Origin of the sequence: Streptomyces sp. NPDC050617, assembly GCF_040654795.1 — a bacterium.
In the GTDB taxonomy this organism is placed as follows: Bacteria; Actinomycetota; Actinomycetes; order Streptomycetales; family Streptomycetaceae; genus Streptomyces.
In genome coordinates, this window is sequence record NZ_JBFAIS010000029.1 from 49432 (window position 1) to 68801 (window position 19370).

At 71.8% G+C, this 19370-nt stretch carries 20 protein-coding genes; 9 read left to right on the forward strand and 11 right to left on the reverse strand.

The genetic code is table 11. From position 1 onward, the window contains the following. Positions 1-78: 78 nt before the first annotated feature. From AB0I49_RS30595 to AB0I49_RS30625, 7 genes are read right to left on the reverse strand one after another with little or no spacing between them, the layout of a single operon-like run. The gene (locus AB0I49_RS30595) at positions 79-1209 is read right to left on the reverse strand and encodes an alcohol dehydrogenase catalytic domain-containing protein (RefSeq protein WP_363230375.1); all 1131 of its coding nucleotides are present in this window, start codon (positions 1207-1209) and stop codon (positions 79-81) included. Next, positions 1206-1508: an antibiotic biosynthesis monooxygenase family protein gene (locus tag AB0I49_RS30600; RefSeq protein WP_363230376.1), complete on the reverse strand. Its 303-nt coding sequence runs from the start codon at positions 1506-1508 to the stop codon at positions 1206-1208. The genes AB0I49_RS30595 and AB0I49_RS30600 overlap by 4 nt, the downstream gene beginning before the upstream one ends. Beyond that, positions 1505-2161, reverse strand: a complete 657-nt coding sequence (locus AB0I49_RS30605; RefSeq protein WP_363230377.1) for a glycerol-3-phosphate responsive antiterminator — start codon at positions 2159-2161, stop codon at positions 1505-1507. The genes AB0I49_RS30600 and AB0I49_RS30605 overlap by 4 nt, the downstream gene beginning before the upstream one ends. Positions 2162-2190: 29 nt before the next feature. Next, on the reverse strand, positions 2191-3744 hold the full coding sequence (locus AB0I49_RS30610; RefSeq protein WP_363230378.1) for an FAD-binding oxidoreductase: 1554 nt from the start codon (positions 3742-3744) through the stop codon (positions 2191-2193). Beyond that, positions 3741-5426: a glycerol-3-phosphate dehydrogenase/oxidase gene (locus AB0I49_RS30615; protein WP_363230379.1), complete on the reverse strand. Its 1686-nt coding sequence runs from the start codon at positions 5424-5426 to the stop codon at positions 3741-3743. Before AB0I49_RS30615 ends, AB0I49_RS30610 begins: the two co-directional genes overlap by 4 nt. Positions 5427-5458: 32 nt before the next feature. Then, positions 5459-7006 carry an FGGY family carbohydrate kinase gene (locus tag AB0I49_RS30620; RefSeq protein ID WP_363230380.1) on the reverse strand — a complete coding sequence of 516 codons (1548 nt, stop codon included), beginning with the start codon at positions 7004-7006 and terminating at the stop codon, positions 5459-5461. A gap of 10 nt (positions 7007-7016) precedes the next feature. Further along, positions 7017-8477 (reverse strand): MFS transporter, encoded by a 1461-nt coding sequence (locus AB0I49_RS30625; RefSeq protein WP_363230381.1) that lies wholly within the window; start codon positions 8475-8477, stop codon positions 7017-7019. A 351-nt stretch (positions 8478-8828) separates the two neighbouring features. Between AB0I49_RS30625 and AB0I49_RS30630 the strand changes: the two genes are divergently transcribed. The 8 genes from AB0I49_RS30630 (at position 8829) to AB0I49_RS30665 (ending at position 14455) form a co-directional block, all read left to right on the forward strand. Further along, positions 8829-9686, forward strand: a complete 858-nt coding sequence (locus AB0I49_RS30630; protein ID WP_363230382.1) for a heparin lyase I family protein — start codon at positions 8829-8831, stop codon at positions 9684-9686. 117 nt (positions 9687-9803) lie between these two features. Further along, positions 9804-10379: a TerD family protein gene (locus AB0I49_RS30635; RefSeq protein ID WP_363230383.1), complete on the forward strand. Its 576-nt coding sequence runs from the start codon at positions 9804-9806 to the stop codon at positions 10377-10379. A 142-nt stretch (positions 10380-10521) separates the two neighbouring features. Beyond that, positions 10522-10788, forward strand: a complete 267-nt coding sequence (locus AB0I49_RS30640) for a GlsB/YeaQ/YmgE family stress response membrane protein (protein WP_363230384.1) — start codon at positions 10522-10524, stop codon at positions 10786-10788. Positions 10789-10908: 120 nt separating this feature from the next. Next, positions 10909-11478 carry a DoxX family membrane protein gene (locus AB0I49_RS30645; RefSeq protein ID WP_363230386.1) on the forward strand — a complete coding sequence of 190 codons (570 nt, stop codon included), beginning with the start codon at positions 10909-10911 and terminating at the stop codon, positions 11476-11478. Positions 11479-11656: 178 nt separating this feature from the next. After that, positions 11657-11845 (forward strand): hypothetical protein, encoded by a 189-nt coding sequence (locus AB0I49_RS30650; RefSeq protein WP_363230387.1) that lies wholly within the window; start codon positions 11657-11659, stop codon positions 11843-11845. A gap of 106 nt (positions 11846-11951) precedes the next feature. Then, positions 11952-12698 carry an SDR family oxidoreductase gene (locus tag AB0I49_RS30655; RefSeq protein WP_363230388.1) on the forward strand — a complete coding sequence of 249 codons (747 nt, stop codon included), beginning with the start codon at positions 11952-11954 and terminating at the stop codon, positions 12696-12698. A 63-nt stretch (positions 12699-12761) separates the two neighbouring features. Continuing rightward, positions 12762-13670: an SDR family NAD(P)-dependent oxidoreductase gene (locus tag AB0I49_RS30660; protein ID WP_363230389.1), complete on the forward strand. Its 909-nt coding sequence runs from the start codon at positions 12762-12764 to the stop codon at positions 13668-13670. Between the two features lie 47 nt (positions 13671-13717). Continuing rightward, positions 13718-14455 carry a TetR/AcrR family transcriptional regulator gene (locus AB0I49_RS30665; protein ID WP_363230390.1) on the forward strand — a complete coding sequence of 246 codons (738 nt, stop codon included), beginning with the start codon at positions 13718-13720 and terminating at the stop codon, positions 14453-14455. 162 nt (positions 14456-14617) lie between these two features. Here AB0I49_RS30665 and AB0I49_RS30670 read toward each other — a convergent pair whose 3' ends face one another. Then, positions 14618-15160: a cupin domain-containing protein gene (locus AB0I49_RS30670; RefSeq protein ID WP_363230391.1), complete on the reverse strand. Its 543-nt coding sequence runs from the start codon at positions 15158-15160 to the stop codon at positions 14618-14620. A gap of 49 nt (positions 15161-15209) precedes the next feature. Next, positions 15210-16136: an alpha/beta hydrolase gene (locus AB0I49_RS30675; protein WP_363230392.1), complete on the reverse strand. Its 927-nt coding sequence runs from the start codon at positions 16134-16136 to the stop codon at positions 15210-15212. Between the two features lie 193 nt (positions 16137-16329). Here AB0I49_RS30675 and AB0I49_RS30680 point away from each other — a divergent pair, with 193 nt between their 5' ends. After that, positions 16330-16962, forward strand: coding sequence for a TetR/AcrR family transcriptional regulator (locus AB0I49_RS30680; RefSeq protein WP_363230393.1), 633 nt, complete (start codon positions 16330-16332; stop codon positions 16960-16962). Positions 16963-17141: 179 nt separating this feature from the next. Here the strand turns inward: AB0I49_RS30680 and AB0I49_RS30685 are convergent, their stop codons facing one another. Next, the gene (locus AB0I49_RS30685; protein WP_363230394.1) at positions 17142-18587 is read right to left on the reverse strand and encodes a lipase maturation factor family protein; all 1446 of its coding nucleotides are present in this window, start codon (positions 18585-18587) and stop codon (positions 17142-17144) included. A gap of 42 nt (positions 18588-18629) precedes the next feature. Next, a complete protein-coding gene (gene pepE / locus AB0I49_RS30690; RefSeq protein ID WP_363230395.1) occupies positions 18630-19367 on the reverse strand; it encodes a dipeptidase PepE in 738 nt (245 codons plus the stop codon). Between the last annotated feature and the right edge of the window lie 3 nt (positions 19368-19370).

Sequence of the window (19370 nt, forward strand, 5' to 3'; positions counted from 1 at the left end):
CCGCCACGGGCGTCCGTGATGCAACGGGGGCGCCCGCCGAGCCCATCGGCTCGGCGGGCGCCCCCCATCGGCAACGGCTCAGACGTCCGCCGACGTGTCGATGATCTGCCGGATCGCCGCGCCGCTCGCCAGGTCCTCCATGGCCGTGTTCAGCCCGCTCAGCGGCAGCGTCCCGGTGTGCATCTGCTCCACCGGCATCTGCCCGGCGCGCCACAGGCCCAGATAGCGCGGGATGTCCCGGCGCGGCACCGCGTCGCCCATGTACGAGCCGACGAGCGACTTGCCCTCACCGGCGAACGCCAGCGCCGGGACCTCAAGCTTGCGGCCCGGCGCGGGCAGCCCCACCGAGACGACGGCGCCGCCGCGGGCCACCGACTCCAGGCACCCCGCCATCACCTGCGGGCTGCCGACCGCCTCCACGGCGAACTCGGCGCCGCCGCCCGTCACATCGGCCACGGTCCCCGCGTCCTCGGGCGCGAACACATGGCTCGCCCCCAGCCGCAGCGCCAGCTCCCGCTTGGCGGGAACAGGGTCGACGGCGACGATCGGCCAGGCGCCGACCGCGCGGGCGCCGAGGACGGCGGAGAGCCCCACCCCGCCCAGGCCGTGCACCGCCACCGACTGACCGGGCCGCACCGCGGCGGTGTTGATGACCGCGCCCGCCCCCGTCAGCACCGCGCAGCCGAACATGGACGCCACCGAGAACGGCACGTCCTCGGGAATCCTGACCACGGACTCCTGGGCGACGACCGCGTACCGCGCGAACGCCGAGACCCCGAGCTGATGGTGGATCACCTCGCCGCCCGCGCCGCGCAGCAGGGACGGGCCGTGCAGCAGCCCGCCCGACCCGTTGGCCTCGGCCGCCGCCGCGCACAGCGCGGGGCGCCCCTCGCCGCACCGCACGCACCGCCCGCAGCTGGGCACGAAGACCAGCGCCACATGGTCGCCCGCCTCCACGTCGCGCACCCCCGGCCCGGCCTCCTCGACCACGCCGACCGCCTCGTGCCCGAGCACCATCGGCAGCGGCCGGACCCGGTCGCCGTTGACGACCGACAGATCGGAGTGGCACAGGCTCGCCGCGGCGATCCGCACCAGCACCTCGCCCTCGCGCGGGTCGCCGAGCTCGACCTCCTCGATCTCCACCGGCCGGGTGGCCCCGTACGGCCGCTCGGTGGACGTGGCCCGCAGTACCGCCGCCGGCATCCTCATACGGCGGCCTCCCCGCACGGCGCGACCTGCACGACCTCGCGGTGCTCCAGCAGCGGGACCACCTTGCCGAGGACGATGGACCGGAAGTGCTCGCTGGCGCAGTGCGCGGTGAAGTCCGCCTCGGCGTCGTACTCCTCGTAGAGCACGATCGTACGGTCGTCCGCCGTGCCCTGGTGGACGCGGTACCCGCGGCACCCCCTCTCGCCCAGCGAGGCCCGCGCCATCTCGGCGAGATGGGCGAGCACCTCGTCCTGCGCGCCGGGCGCGGTGCGGTAGCGGGCGATGACGACATGACTCACGGTGTTCTTCTCCTGACGAGGGGGGCGGCGTGCGCCGGGACCGGCGGGAGCTGGTCCCGGCGCAGCTGCCACAGACGGGGGTCGGAGGTGGCCACGGCGCTGGCGCCCAGCGCGATGGCCACGGCCGCGTCCTGGGCGGTCTCGATGAACCCGGCGGCGACGAACGGGGTCATCGCCGTCTGGGACTCCGGGCTCATGTGCGCGACGATCGGCGCCGGCATCAGCTCGACGAGATCGGGCACGCCGCGGGCGACCGCGTCCAGGCTCCGGCGCAGATTCGAACGGTCGGTGACGAAGACCTTCTGCATGGTGAGAAGCCCGAGCGGGCGGCCCTTCTCGACCAGCGAGAGCCGGGTGGAGACCATCCCGCTCGCGCCCATGTGCTTGAGGAACTCCAGCGCGCCCCGGTCCTGCGCGAGGCCCGGACTGCTGTCCACGTTGACGAAGACGGTCTTGCCGGACTTGCGCAGGGCCGGGACGATCTGCGGCAGCTGCCCCACCGACATCGACGCGAGGATGCACACCGATGCCGGCGCCTCGGCGAACTGCCGCAGCAGCTGCGGGCCCACGACCGACGCGATGACCGGGACCTCGGCGAGGGCCGCCGAGAGCCGGGGTTCGAGCACGGCCCGAGGCCGGTGGCTGGGGTTCATGACCTACCTGGTTGCGGGATGGGGGAGCTTCAGCTCAGCGGAGCGGTGCCGAAGCCGCTGGGAAGTCCCAGCTTGCCAGGGTTGAGGATGCCCTTCGGGTCGAGGGCCTCCTTCGCGGCGACGAAGGTCGCGAAGCCCGCGCCCAGCGCGTCCTGGAGGTACGGGCCGCGCAGCAGCCCGCAGCCGTGGTGGTGGCTGAGCGCCGCGCCGTGCCGGATGAGGACGGCGTTGGCCGCGTCCCACACCGCGCGGTACCACTGGCGGCGCTCGACGCGCTCCACGTCCCCGCGCAGCGAGAAGTAGACGCAGGCGCCGTCGGTGTAGGCGTGCGACTGGTGGGCGGAGGCGGCGAGGGTGCCCGGCACCGACTGGATGGCCGCCACCACCTCGTCGTAGATCACCGGCAGGTCGGCCCAGGACGCGGCCATCTCCAGGGTGTCGGCGACGAAGCCGGGGCCGGGCTTGAAGCCGTCCGAGGACTTGCCGGTCAGCATCCGGTCGTTGAGCCAGCGCTCGAAGACCGTCTGGCTGTCCAGCTCCGGCCCGTACTCCTCGCAGACCTCCTCGCACACCTTCAGCGTGGCGTCGACCAGCACCGGGTCGCCCTCGTCCGCGATGAGCAGCAGGTTGGTCTCGGGGTGGTCGAAGTGGACGCCGCTCTCCAGCTTGTCGTAGAGGCGCAGCGCCGCGGGGGTAGCGCCGCGCTGCAGGATGCGGCGGCACGCCTCCAGGCCCTGGGCGAACGTCTCGAAGCCGAAGGCGAGCGCCTTGGCGTAGTCCGGCAGGGGGTGCACCCGCAGCCGTACGGCCGTGATGACGCCGAGCGTGCCCTCCGAGCCGATGAACAGCTGGCGCAGATCGGGGCCGGTCGCGGCGCGGGAGTAGTCGCCGTAGGTGGCCTTGGTGCCGTCCGCGTGCACGACGTCGATGCCGACGACCATGTCCTCGATCTTGCCGTAGCGCGTCGAGAGCTGGCCCGCGCCGCGGCAGGCGACCCAGCCGCCGACCGTGGAGAGCGCGAACGCGGACGGCCAGTGGCCGGTGGTGACGTGGTGGCGCTCCTGGAGCTCCTTCTCGAAGAGGTCGCCGAACATGCCGGCCTCGACGTTCACCACGTTGGACTCGGCGTCGAAGGACAGGATCTTGTCGAGCCCGCACAGGTCCAGCACCACGCCGCCGAAGACGGGCAGCGCCGCGCCGGTGACGTTGGAGCGGCCGGCCGACGCGGTGACCGGTATCCCGGCCTCGTGGCAGATCCGCAGCACGGCCGCGACCTGGTCGGCGTCGGCGGCCTCGACGATGACGGCGTCCGGCGTCGCGGGGTTGCCGTCGGTCTCGCCGATCATGGAACCGGCCCACCAGTCGCGGGTCCGCGCCACGACCTCGTCGTGCTCGACGTGCACGGCCTCGGCGACGGAGCGCAGCTCCTCGATCACCGGCTCGGGCACCTTGACGACGTCCGACTGGAGCGACGCGGGGCCCTCTCCGGGCGGCGTGGTCCGCGCCCAGCGGGGCGGGGTGGGGGCGCCCACGGTGTAGTCACCGCGGTTGAAGGGGTTGGTGATGGTCTGACGGCTGATCATGCTGCTGCTCCTTCGGGGCCCTCGAAGAGGACGGCCTTCTCGTGTGCGACGGATGCCAAGTAGTCGGTGACCTGCTGGTCGACCTGTTCCGGGGAGAGCCCGAGCTCCTGCCCGAGCAGCCGGCCGACCTCGGGGGCGGCGGCCGTGGACGCGTCCCGGGCGAACAGCCGGGAGCGGGTGCGGCGGGAGAGCACGTCGTCCACCGAGCGGGCCATCTCGGACCGCGCCGCGTAGACGACCTCCGCCTTGGTGTACGGCAGCCCGGCGACGACCGGGTCGGCGAGGGACGGGTCGTCGGCTATCAGATCGTGGACGAACCGGGCCTCGGTGCCGTACCGCTCGCCGAAGTGCGCGGCGAGCCCGCCGGACGCGGCCACGGCCTCGGCGTCGTACCCCGCGCCGCCGATCAGCGGGAGGTGGGTGGTGCGGCTGGGCGCCTTGCGGCCGAGGACCGTCATCACCTTGTCGATCACCAGCTCGCCCATGTGCCGGCTGGTGGTGAGCTTGCCGCCGGTGACGGTGACCATGCCGCCCGCGCCGAGCGTGATGTGGTGGTCGCGCCGCATGTCCAGCGTCGCGCCCTCCTTGCCGCCGACCAGCGGCCGGAGCCCCCCGATGGAGCCCACCACGTCGTCGGGGGTCAGCTTCGTCGCGAAGGCGGTGTTCGCGCCCTCCAGCAGGAAGTCCATCTCCTCGCGGGTGCAGTGCACGTCGTCGGAGGAGCCCTGGAAGTCGGTGTCGGTGGTGCCGAGCACCACCGTGTTGCCCCAGCGGGTGCAGGTGGCGCGGCGCGCGCGGCCCGGAATGGGCACGGTCACCGTGCAGTCGTTGCGGATCTTCTCCCAGGGCACCACGATGTGCACGCCCTTGGCGGGCCGCACCTGCGGGCGGTGCCCCTCCTCGGCCATGCTGTCGACGGAGTCGGTCCACACGCCGGTCGCGTTCACCACGGCCCGCGCCCGTACGTCGATCACCTCGCCGTCCGCGCTCACCTTGGCGCCGCCGACCCGGCCGTGCTTCGTGATCAGGCCCTCGACCTTGGCGCCGTTGAGCACGGTGGCGCCGAGCGCCGCGGCCGTACGGATGATCGTCAGGGTCAGCCGGGCGTCGTCGGTGCGGCTGTCGAAGTACATCAGCCCGCCCTTGAGGTTCTCGGCGCGCAGCGTGGGCGCGTGCGCCAGGACCTCCTCGACCGTCAGCCGCTGGTGGAGCTTGCCGATCCGCCAGCCGCCGATGAGGTCGTACGTCCACAGCAGCCCCTCGAACCCCTTGGCCAGCCGGGGGTCGAAGATGCCCTCCTTCTCCAGGATCGGGAAGAGGAACGGCAGCCGGTGCACCAGATGCGGGGCGTTGCGGCGGAACCGGTGCCGCTCCAGCAGGGAGTGCCGGACGAGGCCGACGTTGCCCTGTTCGATGTAGCGCAGACCGCCGTGCACCATCTTCGAGGACTTCGACGAGGTGCCGGAGGCGAAGTCGTCCTTCTCCACCAGCGCGGCGCGCAGGCCGCGCGAGACGGCGTCGAGCAGGGCGTACGCGCCGGTCACGCCGCCGCCGATGACCAGCACGTCGTATACGTCCTGGCCCAGCTGCCGGCGGGAGGCGTCCCGGTCGAGCAGCAGCGGCTTCGCGCGGGCCGCTCCGGCCGAGGCGCGCCGCGGTTTGCGGGCGGGCAAGGTGATCACAATCAACTCCTGGTGTTTCGGGTGGACGGGTGTCAGTCGTCCGCAGGTTTCTCGCGTGCGGGCTCACGCAGGTGCGGGTCGAGGACCGCCTGCCAGCCCGCCCGGTGCTCGGTCCGCTCGGCCGCGGAGATCATGGGTTCGAAGATCCGGCCGCGCGGCTGCGCCTCGACGACCTCGTCGAGGCCGGACCACAGGCCCTGCCGGACCCCGGCCAGATAGGCGCTGCCGCGCAGGCTGGCCGTGGCCGAGTCGGCGACCCGCTCCAGCGGCAGCCCCACGAGGTCGGCCTGGATCTGCATCAGGGCGTCGCTGCCGGACACGCCGCCGCCCACCCGGAGCTGGCCGAACGGCGCCCGCATCGTGTCGCGGACCCCGTCGATCAGGTCGCAGACGGAGTGCGCGATGCCCTCCATCACGGCGCGGGCGATGTCCGCGCGGGTGGTGGCGAGGCTCAGCCCGGTCAGGGCGGCCGTGGCGTTGGGCCGCCAGGAGGGCGTACGGATCCCGGCCAGCGCCGGTACGAACCACGCCGAGCCGTTCGCGGGGGCCTTCAGGGCCAGCTCGCCGATCTCCGCGGGGGAGGCGAAGAAGCCCAGGTCGTCGCAGAGCCAGCGGAGCGCCGAACCGGTCGTGGAGCAGTACGCCTCCAGGCTGAACTGCGTCACCCCGCCCTGCCGCCAGCCGGGCTGGGCCAGCACCCCGGAGATCCCCGGCCGGGGCAGCGCCGGGTGCTCCCCGGTCGCCACGTCCACGAACGCCCCGGTCCCGTACACGCACATGCCGCGGCCCGCGGCGAGACCGCCCAGCGCGATCAGCGCCGCGTGCTGGTCGCCCATCGTGGCGGCCACCGGCACGGAGACGCCCAGCAGCGCCTCGTCGGTGACGCCGTCGCACTCGTCGTCGCCGAGGAGGTCGGGCAGCAGCTCCAACGGGAAGCCCTGGTGGGCGATCCACTCCTCGTCCCACGCGTGCCGCTCCAGCAGATAGCCGCCGGTGGAGCAGGCGTTGGTGGCGGAGGTGGCGTGCACGGCGCCGCCGGTGAGCTGCCAGATCAGCCAGGTGTCGACGGTGCCGAACACCAGCCGCCCCTCGCGGGCCGCGGCGGCGACCTCCGGGTGCTCGGCGATCTGCCGGGCCGCCCAGTAGAACGGCGCGCGGCTGCCCACCGGCCGCCCGGTGCGCGCGGTCAGCACCTCGTCCCACTCGCGCTCGTACGCGAGCAGCTCCCGCGCGTACCGCCGGTCCTGCCACACGACGGCGGGCGCCAGCGGCCGACCGGTGCGCCGGTCCCACAGCATGGCGGTGGCCCGCTGGGTGGACAGCGCCACGGCCGTCACCTCGACGTTCTCGTCGCGCGCCCAGGCCAGGGCCTGCCGGCAGACGTCCAGGGTGGCCGTCCAGATCTCCCACGGGTCCTGCTCGACCGACGCGTCGTCGGGGTGGCTGACCTCGATGGGCCGGTAGCGGACGTGCCCGACCGCGCCGTCGTCCAGGACGATGCCGGCCCGCGTGCCCGTGGTGCCCTCGTCGACGGCGAGCACGCCGAGCCGCCGCGCCGAGCCGTGGTGTGTCTGCGTCATCGCAGCCCTTTCAGTTCGTGCCGGCCGCTGCCGCGGCCGGTGTCTTGCGCCCGGAGCCGTCCAGCGTCCCGCCCTCGATGTCCTCGTCGTCGGGGGAGACCGTCGCCTTCGTCGGGTCCCACTTGACGACCAGGCACGTGATCAGGCCCGCGAGCGGGACGACGGCGATCACCAGGAAGGTGTCGGCCAGTCCGAGGGCGTCCTTGATCTGCGGGAAGAGGTAGAGGCCCACGACGCTGCCGAAGCTGCCGACCATGCCGGTGACCCCGGTGCCCAGGGTCCGCACCTCGCTGCGGTACGAGAGCGCGGCGATCGACTTGCCGTTGGCGCCCGGCCCGGCGGCGTGGCAGAGGATGAACAGCACCGGCAGGATGAACGCGACCGCGGTCGGCACCTTCCCGAAGGTCAGCCCCATCGCGACCAGGGCGACGAGCACTCCGGCGAAGCCGGCCGCCGAGCTGAGCCGCAGCCCGAGTCTGCGCGCGAAGTACGCGGAGGCGATGCCCGCGACGATGCCGAAGGCGTTGAAGACCATCGAGCCGATGGTGGCCTTCTCGAAGCTCTCGCCGAAGATGGTGAGGCTGATCAGCGGGAGGTACCAGCCCACCGCGAAGTACTGCATGGCCTGGGCCAGCGAGATCACCGAGGAGAGCACGGTGCGCGGCAGGTACCGGCCGCGGAAGAGGATGCCGATCTGCCGCATCCCGATCGCCGGGGCGGCCTTCTCGCCCTCGGCCTTCTCGCCTTCGGCCGGGGTGCCGGCGACGGCGGAGATGCCGAAGATCTTGTGGAGGCTGCGGACCGCGTCCTCCAGCCGCCCCTTGGTCGCGAGCCAGGACGGGCTCTCCGACAGGAAGAGGATCTGGAGGACCAGCAGCACGGCGGCCACCACGCCCGCGGACCCCACCGACCAGCGCCAGATGTCCGCGCCGACGTCGAAGTTGTAGAAGACCAGGGCCAGCGCGAGGTTGCTGGTGGTGGCGATGTACCAGACCGCCTGCCAGAGGTTGAGGCGGCCGCGGATGGAGGCGGGGGTGTACTCGGCCAGCAGCGCCATGGCGACGGCGAAGTCGATGCCGTAGGCGACGCCGACCAGCACCCGGCCGATCCAGACCATGGTGAAGTCGCCCGCGAACCCGGCGAGCAGCGCGCCGAGGAGCGCGAACACCTTGGCCATCAGCAGCGGGGGCACCCGGCCCATGCGGGTGGCGAGCCAGCCGCCGACCGGGTTGAAGATGATGGCCAGGGCGGGGGCCGTGGCGGTGAGCACCGACACCTGTGTGCTGCTCAGCGACATCTGCTCGGTCATCGGGGCGAGACCCGCGCTGAGCGCCGCATTGGAGTAGGCGTCGAGGAAGAGGCCCCCGAACACGAGGAACCAGATGAATTGCGCCCGGCCGGTGAGTTTCCCGAGGCCGTCGATCAGCGCTACGACGTCAGCGACGCCATTGACGCTCTGCCGTTGTGCCATGTGCCCGTCCTTCGAAGGACCGGTCGATGGCAGAACAGTGAGCATAGGCACGGCGAAGCCACCGACAGGTGGTCTGCGTCTGTGCCTGCCTAAAGAACTAGGGCGACATTAAGAAGATTGTCTCGGCCGCGTCAAGAGTTTCCGGAGAAAACACCTGGGCGCAATGGTTCTGTGCTGGGACGCTCGTCGTGCGGGCACTGGGCGGGGCCCCTTCGCGGGATGGTTCCTTTACCCAACTCGCCTCAGGTAAGAGCTACTTGACGCCTTCTGGTGAGGACCCTAGCTTTCGCACGTCGAGGGCGCCCTTCTGCTCACCACCTGTCATGGGCACCTCACTCTCAGGAGGTCGTGATGGACGTGCACACCGGGAAGAAGCGAAGGCGGTGGGGCGTCGGGCTGGCCGCCGCCGCGGCCGTAGCGGCGGCCGGAGCCTGGACGGCGGCGGCGAGCGAGGGGCCGGGCGCGGGGGAGGGGCGTGCCGTGCACCCGCGCGCGGCCGCTCCGCTGTGGACGGCGGACCCGGGCCGCGGAGTGAAGTCGTTCGAGGGCATCGAGACCAAGCCCGGCTCGGTGAAGGTCGTGAACGACCCCACGGGCCGGTACGGGAAGTCGTACGAGCTCCACACCTCGGGCAAGAAGGAGGACGCCGACACCCGGGTCCGGGTCGAGACACGCGGGCATCGCACCGCCGACGGGTCGCCGCTGCGCTTCTCCAAGGAGGGCGACGTCTTCTATGTCCACTGGCGCTCGATGTGGGGCCCGCTGCCCGTCGAGCGCGGGAAGTGGGTGGTGCTCTGGCAGCTCAAGGACTACGGACCCGGCGCCGCCACCCCGCCGCTCTCCCTGCGGGCCCGCGGCGACGGCACCGTGGACCTGGAGTACTGCGACCCGAAGCTGAAGACCACGAAGCTGTGGCACACCGCCCTGAAACTCGATGAGTGGAACGACTTCGTGGTCGGCGTCCGGATCTCGAAGAACCCGGCCGAAGGCTGGGTGAAGCTCTGGCACGACGGCACGGCGCAGGAGCTCGCCGGGGGCGGACAGCAGTACGCGGCGGCGACGCTGCGCGGGGACTGGGTGCTGGACAAGTGGGGCGTCTACCGCGCCGACGGGATCACGGGCCCGGCGACCGCCTATCTCAATGGGGCGGCGGTCGGCAGGTCGTACGAGGACGTCACCTCCGCTTCACCGGGACGCGCCCCGAAGTAGTCTCGCGGGGGCGTCCGAAGCCGCCCCGCCGGGTTGGGGAATTGGCCATGTCGTGACCTATGCTTCACCACTTGCGCAATAAATGAAATCTAGCTACGGCGCACTGGGAGGCATTTCGTGGGAGTCACTCTGTCCAAGGGCGGCAACGTCTCGCTCAGCAAGGAGGCGCCCGGCCTGACCGCGGTCATCGTCGGCCTCGGCTGGGACGTCCGCACCACGACCGGCGCCGACTACGACCTCGACGCCTCCGCGCTGCTGTGCGGCGCCGGCGGCAAGGTCCTCAGCGACCAGCACTTCGTGTTCTTCAACAACCTCGCCAGCCCCGACGGCTCGGTGCAGCACAGCGGCGACAACCTCACCGGCGGCGGCGACGGGGACGACGAGCAGATCAAGATCGACCTCTCCGCCGTCCCCGCCGACGTCGAGAAGGTCGTCTTCCCGGTGTCGATCTACGAGGCCGACGAGCGCAACCAGAGCTTCGGCCAGGTGCGCAACGCCTTCATGCGCGTGGTCAACCAGGCAGACGGCAAGGAGATCGCCCGCTACGACCTCACCGAGGACGCCTCCACCGAGACCGCGATGGTCTTCGGCGAGGTCTACCGGCACGGCGGCGAGTGGAAGTTCCGTGCCATCGGCCAGGGATACGCCTCCGGACTCGCGGGCATCGCCTCCGACTTCGGCGTCAACGTCTGACCCTCGCACCGGCTGCCCCGAGCGGTTGCGCGACGCCGTACGTGCATCGCGCAACCATCGGGCTCCGGCAGCGCGTCCTGAGAAGTGCCCCGCGGCACGGAACGCGCCGCGGGGCCCGTACTACGCGAAAGGCAGGGCCCACGTGGGCATCATCGGCTGGATCGTTCTGGGGCTCCTCGCGGGCGCCATCGCCAAGTTCCTCCTTCCGGGACGCGACCCGGGCGGCCTCTTCGGCACCACCGTCATCGGGGTGGCGGGAGCCTTCGTCGGCGGCTGGCTGTCCGCGAAGTTCCTCGACAAGCCGATCTCGAACCAGTTCTTCGACGCCGCCACCTGGGGCGCCGCGATCGGGGGCTCGCTGGTGCTCCTGATCATCTACCGCATCCTGTTCGGGAACTCCCGCCGCTGACGGCGGCCTCCCGCCGCGCCGCGCGTCGCGGCCCGTCACCCGAACGGCGCGGTCCGGGCGGTGACGGGCGGCGGGGGCCCGGAGACTGGCAGAGCCGTCCGCCCCAGGGAAGGACCCGCCATGCCGCTCCCGTACCGCAAGGACCTCGGACTCCTCGCCCTGCGCGCGGGCGCGGGCGGCGTGCTCTTCGCACACGGCGCGCAGAAGCTCTTCGGCTGGTTCGGCGGCCACGGCCTGGAGGCCACGGGCGAGGCCATGGAGGGGATGGGCTTCACCCCCGGCAAGCAGAGCGCGCTGGCCGCCGGACTCGGCGAGGCCGGCGGCGGCACCCTCCTCGCCCTGGGCCTGGCCACCCCCGCGGCCGGTGCGGCGGCGGCCGGCGCGATGGCGGGCGCGGTGGCCGTCCACGCCCCCGCCGGCTTCTTCGTCACCTCCGGCGGCTTCGAATACCCCGCCTTCCTCGGCTACGTCGCCGCCGGCCTCGGCCTCGCCGGCCCCGGCCGCTACTCCCTCGACCACGCCACCGGCCACTGCCTCGACCGCCCATGGGTCGTCGCCGCCGGCTTCACCGCCAGCGCCCTGGCCGCCGCCTGCGTCCTACGCCGCCGAGCGGCAGCCGTACGCGCCTCGGCGAATCTCGAATCCTTCGACGCCCCGGCTACGGACGGCGACGGGCCGGCGGCTTCGTAACGGCCGCCCGGCCGCCGCGTCCGTCGACCCCGTCAGCCTTGTCGAGCGGTGCCGGACAAGTAGCAGCAGCGATCTGCTGACCTTCACGGGTCGCGACGCCGCTCCCATCCGGGCCCGTCGCCGTTCATGTACGACACCGTCTTCCCCGGGCCCGCCCACCGTGCCGGGAGGACCCGTGATGCCCACCGACCCCACCCAACCCGCCCGCGCCGCCGTCAGCCGGCACGACCTGACGGTCGAGGCGGTCCTGGCCGGTCGCTACGCCCTGCTCGTGCCCGCCGGTGAGATCGACGCCGACGCCGCTCCGACCCTGGGACGGGCCCTGGTGCGCTGTCTGGACTGCGGTTGCGCGGGAGATCCGCGCTGATCTGAACCGCGCCGATGGGTAGCGACGCTACTTCATTGATGTTAGCGTTGCTATCGCCGGGTCGGGGAGCCCCTGCCAGGCCCCATCGGACAAGGGGGGTAACACCATGTTCGAGCAGCAGACCACTTCGCGGCGGGCCGCCGTCGTGACCGGCGGGTCCCGGGGCATCGGCCGGGAGAGCGCCGAGCGCCTGGCGGCCGACGGATACGCGGTCGTCGTCAACTACGCGAGCAACAGGGCCGAGGCCGAGGCCACGGTGTCGGCCATCACCGCGACCGGTGGCCGGGCCATCGCCTTTCGCGCCGATGTGGCCGACGAGATCGAGATCGCCGCGCTCTTCGACGCGGCCGAGAAGACCTTCGGCGGCGTCGACTCCGTGGTGCACGCGGCAGGCGTCATGACACTGGCGCCGCTGGCCGAATTCGACCTGGACGCCCTGGACCGTATGCACCGCACCAACATCCGCGGCACCTTCGTCGTCAACCAACAGGCCGCCCGCAGGCTGCGCGACGGCGGATCGATCATCAACTTCTCCAGCTCAGTGATCGCGCTTGCGTTACCCGGATACAGCGCTTACGCCGCCGCCAAAGGCGCCGTCGAGGCGATGACGATGGTCCTCGCCCGTGAGCTGCGCGGCCGCGACATCACCGTCAACGCGGTGGCCCCGGGACCGACCGCGACCCTGCTGTTCCTGGAGGGCAAGGACGAGCAGACCATCGCGGAGATGGCCGGCCGGCCTCCGCTGGAGCGCCTGGGCACCCCGCAGGACATCGCCGAGGTCGTCTCCTTTCTGGCCGGCCCGGCCCGCTGGGTCAACGGCCAGGTCCTGCGTGCCAACGGCGGAATCGCCTGACCCCGCTCCGCACCGCGGTCGACCCCCGGTACCTCGCTGCCCCGTTCACAGAGGAGTCCCGTCATGACCGTCACGAGCCGGACCGTCCTCATCACCGGCGCCGGTTCCGGGTTCGGAGCCCTGGCGGCCCGCGCCCTTGCCAGGGCCGGCCACACCGTCTACGCCGCGATGCGCGACACCACCGGCCGTAACGCGGACCGCGTCGCCCAGGCGAAGGCCTACGGAGCCGAGCACCGGGTCGACCTGCGCACCGTCGAACTCGATGTGCTCTCCCAGGAGTCCGCCGACGCCGCCGTAGCGGCGATACTCGCCGATGCCGGCTCGCTGGACGTGATCGTGCACAACGCCGGCCACCTGGTCACCGGACCCACGGAGGCCTTCACCCCGGAAGAGCTCACCGCCGTGTACGACACCAACGTCCTCGGCACCCAGCGCGTCAACCGCGCGGCCCTGCCGCATCTGCGCGATCAGCGGAGCGGTCTGCTGCTCTGGATCGGCTCCACCTCCACCCGGGGCGGCACCCCGCCCTACCTCGCGCCGTACTTCGCCGCCAAGGCGGCGATGGACTCGCTCGCCGTCTCCTACGCCGCCGAGCTCGCCCGCTTCAACATCGAGACCACCATCGTGGTGCCCGGCTCCTTCACCTCGGGAACCAACCACTTCGCGACCGGCGGTCACCCGGCTGAGCAGACCGTCGTCCCCGCCTACGAGGAGCGCTACGCCGGACTGATGGACCAGATCACGCAGCGCCTGGCCGACCTCGCACCGGCAGACGCCGATGTGTCCCAGGTCGCCGACGCGGTGGTCGACGTCGTCAACGCCCCGCACGGCACCCGGCCCTTCCGGGTCCATGTGGACCCGGCGAACGACGGCGCCGAAGAGGTCAGCCGAGTCGCCGACCGTGTCCGTACCGAATTTCTCTCCCGAATCGGCCTGGCCGACCTCCTCGCCCCGCACCCCGCCGGCCGATGAATCAGCGGCAGGCCAGGGGCACGACGGGCCTTGATAGCGTCAGGCCGGTGAGTACCCGAGCACGCATCCTCGAAGTCGCCGTCGGTCTGGTCGCGCAGTCGCCGGACGGGGACGTCTCGACCCGCGCGGTCTGTGAGGCGGCGCAGGTGGGAGCACCTGCCCTCTACCGGCACTTCGGCGACAAGGAGGGCCTGCTCGCCGCTGTCGTCGACCACGGCTTCGGCGCGTATCTGGCGACGAAACGGCAGCGCAGCCCCACCGCCGACCCCATCGAGGACCTGCGCAACGGCTGGGACAGCCACACCGACTTCGCCCTCCGCAACCGCAACCTCTACCGGCTGATGAACTCCCCGGCGATGCGCACCCCGCCGGACTCGGCCCTGGAGTCGCACCGCATCCTCGAACGCGACCTGGGCCGGGCAGCGGCTCAGGGCAAACTCCGCCTCGCCCCCGAACTCGCCGCCCAGATGGTCATGTCGGCCAATGTCGGGGTGGCCCTGATGCTGGTCTCGCGCCCGGCCACCTTCACCGACCACTCCATCTCACGACGTGTCCGGGACGCCCTGCACACCGCGATCTTCACTCCGGAGGCGATTGCGGGCCTGTCGGACACCGCATCCCGCGGCCCGGCGGACACCACGGACGACGTGCCCGTACCCGCCACCGCGGCCCGGCTGAGGGCGCTGCTGCACCAGTCACCGGACACCGCGCTCAGCCCGGCGGAAGCCGCCCTTCTCGCGCAGTGGCTGGACAAGCTCGCGAACGGCCCTCAGCGGGACCGGTAATCGCACCCGCCTCTTCGGCAGCCCCGGGGCGGGGGCCGCGGTCGTTCGACCGTCGTTCACAGCAGGTGCGTATGCGGGGATCTTCCGGTCTCCTCATGGGCGCCGATCGATCAGCGTACGGAAGTGGGCACGTAGCGCGCGGAGTTCATCGCCTCCCCGGTCTCACAGCAGTTCGGTGCGGTAACGCGGGGCGAGGTCGGCGGCCTTCCTGCCGCGCGCCGCGAGTTCGGCCTCGTCCAGCTTCGGCGGCTGCGAGGTCGCGCTGGGGACCCGATCGGCGACGGCCAGGAAGTACTCGTCCTGGCCGGCGGGGGTGCACATGCAGTGCATGCGTGCCGGGCGGCCGGAGACGTTGCGGAAGAAATGCGGCGCGTTCGCCGGGATGTTCACAGTCTCGCCCGCGTTCACGGTGACTTCCTGCCCGCGGAAGGTGAACCGGATCTGTCCTTCCAGGATCGTGAACATCTCCTCGAAGTCGTGCCGGTGCGGCGGCGGGCCACCGCCCGGCGGGACGCGCATCTCGATGAGGCAGTACCGGCCGTCGGTCTGCTCACCGGACAGCAGGATGGTGTAGATGTCGCCGACGAGCGCCAGATGCCGGAGGCTGCCGTCCTCACTGGGACGAACGACCGTGAGCTGCCGCTGCGGATCATCGCGCGGGACGGGGGATCCGGTCCCGCCGGGCGAATGGGTGGTCTCGGTCATGATTCTCTCCCTACGAGGCGGCGAGCCGCCGGTGGTGTGCGTCGCGATGTCAGCGTGCAACGGTCTCCGATCGCGCTCGGGGGCGGACGGTACCGGTCAGGAAGGGGACGAGGATCTCCAGGAAACTCCCGGGATCTTCTTCCGCGACGAAGTGTCCGCTGCGGGGCACGACGCCGGCGAGCACGCCGGGGACCGCCGGCCGGAGGGCATCGGCGAGCCGGGCGCCGGCTCCCGACTCACCGCCCAGCGCGAGCACCGGCATGGTGAGCCGGCCGCCCTCCTCGTACCAGGTGCGGTTGACCTGCCCGTCGGCGAGCAGGGTCCGGTAGTGCTCGAAGCCGCACCGCAGTGATTCGGCGCCGGAGTAGGAGCGGGTCACCGCGGCGACATCCGCCGTGCCGATCGCGCCAGGCGTGCCCGCGAGGTGGGCGAACCACCAGGTGAAGAAGGCGTGTTCGTGGCCGGAGAACAGCAGTTCCGGCACCTCCGGGGCCATGAACAGGCCGAAGTGCCACCTGCCCCCGGCGGCCACGTCCATGGCCTGCTCCAGACCCAGCCCGGGAACCGCGAGTTCGGCGAGCACGAGCCGCTCCACCACGCCGGGGAACCTCCGTGCGTAGGAGAAGGCGACCATGCCGCCGATGTCGTGCCCGACCAGCCGGACGTCCCGGCTCAGCCGCAAGGATTCGAGCAGCCGGTGCAGGTCGTCCGCTTGCGTGTCCTTCTCGTAGCCGGACCGCGCCCGCGCGGACCGGCCGAGCCCGCGCAGATCGGGCGCCACCACCGTGAAACCGAGCCGGGCCAGCGGTGCGAGCACGTGCCGCCACGCCAGAGCCGTCTGCGGCCAGCCGTGCAGCAGCACGAGGGGAGCACCGTCGCCGCCGGTCAGGTAGCTCAGGGTGGTGCCGTTGACGCGTGCTTCGCGCCGGGTGAATCCCGGTGGGAGCGTGTCGTCCGGGTCGGTGCCGTCTACCACGTCTGTTCGTCCCTTCTCGACCGGCGGCGAACAATCCGCAGCCGTGCACCCGCCGGCACCGCCGGACAGTCGGAGCCGTAGGACCGCCAGAAATCCGGAACATTTCGTCCGCTTAATCGACGCTAGCCCACGCTCACCGGAACTGTCCAGATACACTGAGACGAACGTCGCGTCCCTTCGAGAGAGAGAACCGATGCCCCGCCCTCGCAAAGTCCGCCGCGACGCGGAGGCCAACCGCGATCGGCTCCTCGCGGCCGCTGCCGCGGCGATGCTCCGGGAGGGCCGCAACGTCCCGCTGGCCAGCATCGCGGCCGAAGCCGGCCTCGGCATCGGGACCCTCTACCGCAGCTACCCGGACCGCGACGCCCTGCTGCAGGCCCTGGAGTACCGCGCGTACGGTCTGCTCAACGCCCTTCTGGACGAGATCGAGAACGAGGAAGGCATCAGCGGCCTGGACGCGATCGCACGGTACCTGGAGGGTGCACTCGCCGTCCGTGACCAGATGGTCCTGCCGCTGCACGGCGCACCGCCGCTGGTCAGCCCGGCCGCTGTCGAAGCACGCGAGGCCATCAACCGGCGGCTCGACGGCTTCATCGACGCCGGCTGGTCCGACGGCAGCGTCCGCGCGCCGGTCAACGCCACCGACATCATCATCCACAGCGCGATCACCACGCAGCCCCTGGCGCACGGCCCGAACTGGGACCACATCGCGCGACGCCAGAACGCCCTCTTCCTGAACGGCCTGGCGGCCGGAGGACCGGCAAAGGTGCCGGCCCCCCTTGTCGAACGCACGAGCATCGAGAGCGCCTTCAAGCAACACGCGTGACCCGACTCCGACCGCGGGCGTCCTCCGTTGCTCGCAGGGATCCTTTGTACGCGTCCTTGGCGCACATATGTACCGCTCGGGCGCCGGTCAGGATGGGACGGAAAAGCGATTCGAAGACGCGCCCCTGTACGCGGTGATGGTCAAGGATCTGTAGCCGAGACTCATCGCAGCCGTCGGCATCAGATGCCGGGGCGGGTGCGTGGCTCCTCCCGCGCGGCGAGGCGGGCCGGTGGGAGCAGGTCGCGTTCGTACTCCCGGTGCCAGCACGCTCCTGTCTCGCGGAGCTCCCGCCAGGTCGTGAACCGGTACCGGAACATACGGGCGCGAACGTAACCCGGAGGCCGGTCTGGAAAGGGGTTGTGACGGAGCAGGCGGAGCGTGTCGCGGTCGTTGAGCAGCAGCCGCTCGATGAAGCCGTCGAACCACGAGCGGCCGTACGCCGGGGAGAGGGGCACGAACCAGAGCATCCAATCAAGCCTCAGATGGAAGGGCGCGAACTGGCGCGGCCATCGTTGCGGCTCGCCGGGCTTGCCATAGAACTCGTACTCCCGCCACACCGTCCCCTCCGTGATCTCCGTATCCCGCGTCCCCTCGATCACCACCTCCCGTCGCGTGCGGCTGACGCTGCCGAACGCGCCGTAGGAGTTCACCAGGCGCAGCGGCTCGAAGGAGGTGTTCATGCGCTGACGGCGGGTGAGGAGATTGCGGACGGGGCGGTAACTCAGCGCCAGGACAAGGACGGTGACGGCCAGTACGGCAACCTCGAACCATACCGGGGGAGGGGCGAAGTGGGGCGGTGCGGGGGCCGGGAGGCGGGTGGCGTCGATGGCGCTGGCGGCCAGGAGGATCGTCAGCCAGTTCAGCCAGGCGAAGTTGCCGGATGTCACGAGCCACAGCTGGGTGACGATGACCGCCGCGCCCGCCCAGGTCGCCACCGGCTGCGGTGCGAACAGACCGAAGGGCACGACGAGTTGGGCGATGTGGTTGGCCGCGGTCTCCACCCGGTGCGCGGGGCGCGGCAGCCGGTGGAAGAACCAGCTCAGGGGGCCCGGCATCGGCTGGGTCTCGTGGTGGTAGTCCAGGCAGGTCAGCTTCCGCCAGCAGCGGTCGCCGCGCATCTTGATCAGACCCGCGCCGAACTCGACGCGGAACAGCAGCCAGCGCAGCAGCCAGAGCACCATCACCGGCGGCCCGGTGCGCGCGTTGCCGAGGAAGACGGCCAGGAAACCCGCCTCCAGCAGCAGGGACTCCCAGCCGAACCCGTACCAGACCTGTCCGACGTTGACGATCGACAGATACAGCGCCCACAGCGCCGCCCACATCGCCATCGACGCCCCCAGCGGCACCGCGTCGGCCGCCCCCGCCGCGACGGCCGCCGCCAGCAGCGCCCCCGTCCACGCCCACGCGGCGAAGAACCGGTCCGAATAGCGGAGGTGGAAGACGCTGGGGGACTTCCGGAACGGGACCCGTGCCACGTACTCCGGCACGGGCAGCATCCCCCGCTCGCCGATCAGCGCGCGGAACTGGCCGGCCGCCGCCACGAAGGCGATCAGATAGACGGCGGCCAGCCCCCGCTGGAAGACCAGCCGGGCGAGCCAGTAGTCGGACGAGGCGAACCACTCCATGGCCGTATCCGTACCACTCGCCGCGGACCGGAAGGAACGGGCTCAGGCCGCTCGGCGCGTCGGGGAGTCGAAGGCGGCCTTTGCCGTCAGCAGGAACGAGGCGTCCGAGCCCGCCGCGAGCTCCCGCGGCTCCGCGCCGCGCGCGAACAGCCGGGCCGGGCGCTCGCCGCCGACGGTCGCCCGCTCGCCGGCGACCCGCAGCCACGAGCCCTCGCGCAGCCCCAGCACCGGCACGTCGTTCTCCTCCAGGAACTCCGTCAGCCGCTCCTCGCGCGTCTCGCCCTTGTGCGTGCTCAGCGGGTCGGGGTCCAGGTAGTGCGGGTTGATCTGGAACGGGACCAGGCCGAGCGTCTCGAAGGACGGCGGCTGCACGATGGGCATGTCATTGGTGGTGCGCAGGCTGGGCGCCGCCATGTTCGTGCCCGCGCTCGCCCCCATGTACGGCAGCCCGCCCCGTACGGCCGTACGCAGCGCGTCCCGCAGCCCCGTCCGGTACAGCGCGCTCAGCAGCCGGAAGGAGTTGCCGCCGCCGACGAACACCGCGTCGGCGTCCGCGAGCGCGACGAGCGGGTCGCCGCTCTCGTGCACGCCGCGCACCGTGATGCCGGACGGCTCCAGCGCGCCGCGCACCCGCGCGGTGTACGCGTCGTGGTCCGCCAACGCGTAGGGCACGAAGGCGAGTCGGGCGCCGGAGGGCAGGAAGCTGGTGACGGTGTCCAGGGCGTGCGCCAGGTAACCCTGGCCGTGCTGGGTGGAGTTGGACAGCAGGAGAAGGTCCATGGG

Excerpts from the sequence above, each read along its gene's own strand:
- AB0I49_RS30610 (WP_363230378.1), bottom strand. The coding sequence starts at position 3,744 with ATGATCAGCCGTCAGACCATCACCAACCCCTTCAACCGCGGTGACTAC.
- AB0I49_RS30595 (WP_363230375.1), bottom strand. The coding sequence starts at position 1,209 with ATGAGGATGCCGGCGGCGGTACTGCGGGCCACGTCCACCGAGCGGCCG.
- AB0I49_RS30685 (WP_363230394.1), bottom strand. The coding sequence starts at position 18,587 with ATGGAGTGGTTCGCCTCGTCCGACTACTGGCTCGCCCGGCTGGTCTTC.
- AB0I49_RS30645 (WP_363230386.1), top strand. The coding sequence starts at position 10,909 with ATGCCGCTCCCGTACCGCAAGGACCTCGGACTCCTCGCCCTGCGCGCG.
- AB0I49_RS30660 (WP_363230389.1), top strand. The coding sequence starts at position 12,762 with ATGACCGTCACGAGCCGGACCGTCCTCATCACCGGCGCCGGTTCCGGG.
- AB0I49_RS30670 (WP_363230391.1), bottom strand. The coding sequence starts at position 15,160 with ATGACCGAGACCACCCATTCGCCCGGCGGGACCGGATCCCCCGTCCCG.
- pepE (WP_363230395.1), bottom strand. The coding sequence starts at position 19,367 with ATGGACCTTCTCCTGCTGTCCAACTCCACCCAGCACGGCCAGGGTTAC.
- AB0I49_RS30650 (WP_363230387.1), top strand. The coding sequence starts at position 11,657 with ATGCCCACCGACCCCACCCAACCCGCCCGCGCCGCCGTCAGCCGGCAC.
- AB0I49_RS30625 (WP_363230381.1), bottom strand. The coding sequence starts at position 8,477 with ATGGCACAACGGCAGAGCGTCAATGGCGTCGCTGACGTCGTAGCGCTG.
- AB0I49_RS30680 (WP_363230393.1), top strand. The coding sequence starts at position 16,330 with ATGCCCCGCCCTCGCAAAGTCCGCCGCGACGCGGAGGCCAACCGCGAT.
- AB0I49_RS30630 (WP_363230382.1), top strand. The coding sequence starts at position 8,829 with ATGGACGTGCACACCGGGAAGAAGCGAAGGCGGTGGGGCGTCGGGCTG.
- AB0I49_RS30620 (WP_363230380.1), bottom strand. The coding sequence starts at position 7,006 with ATGACGCAGACACACCACGGCTCGGCGCGGCGGCTCGGCGTGCTCGCC.
- AB0I49_RS30605 (WP_363230377.1), bottom strand. The coding sequence starts at position 2,161 with ATGAACCCCAGCCACCGGCCTCGGGCCGTGCTCGAACCCCGGCTCTCG.
- AB0I49_RS30655 (WP_363230388.1), top strand. The coding sequence starts at position 11,952 with ATGTTCGAGCAGCAGACCACTTCGCGGCGGGCCGCCGTCGTGACCGGC.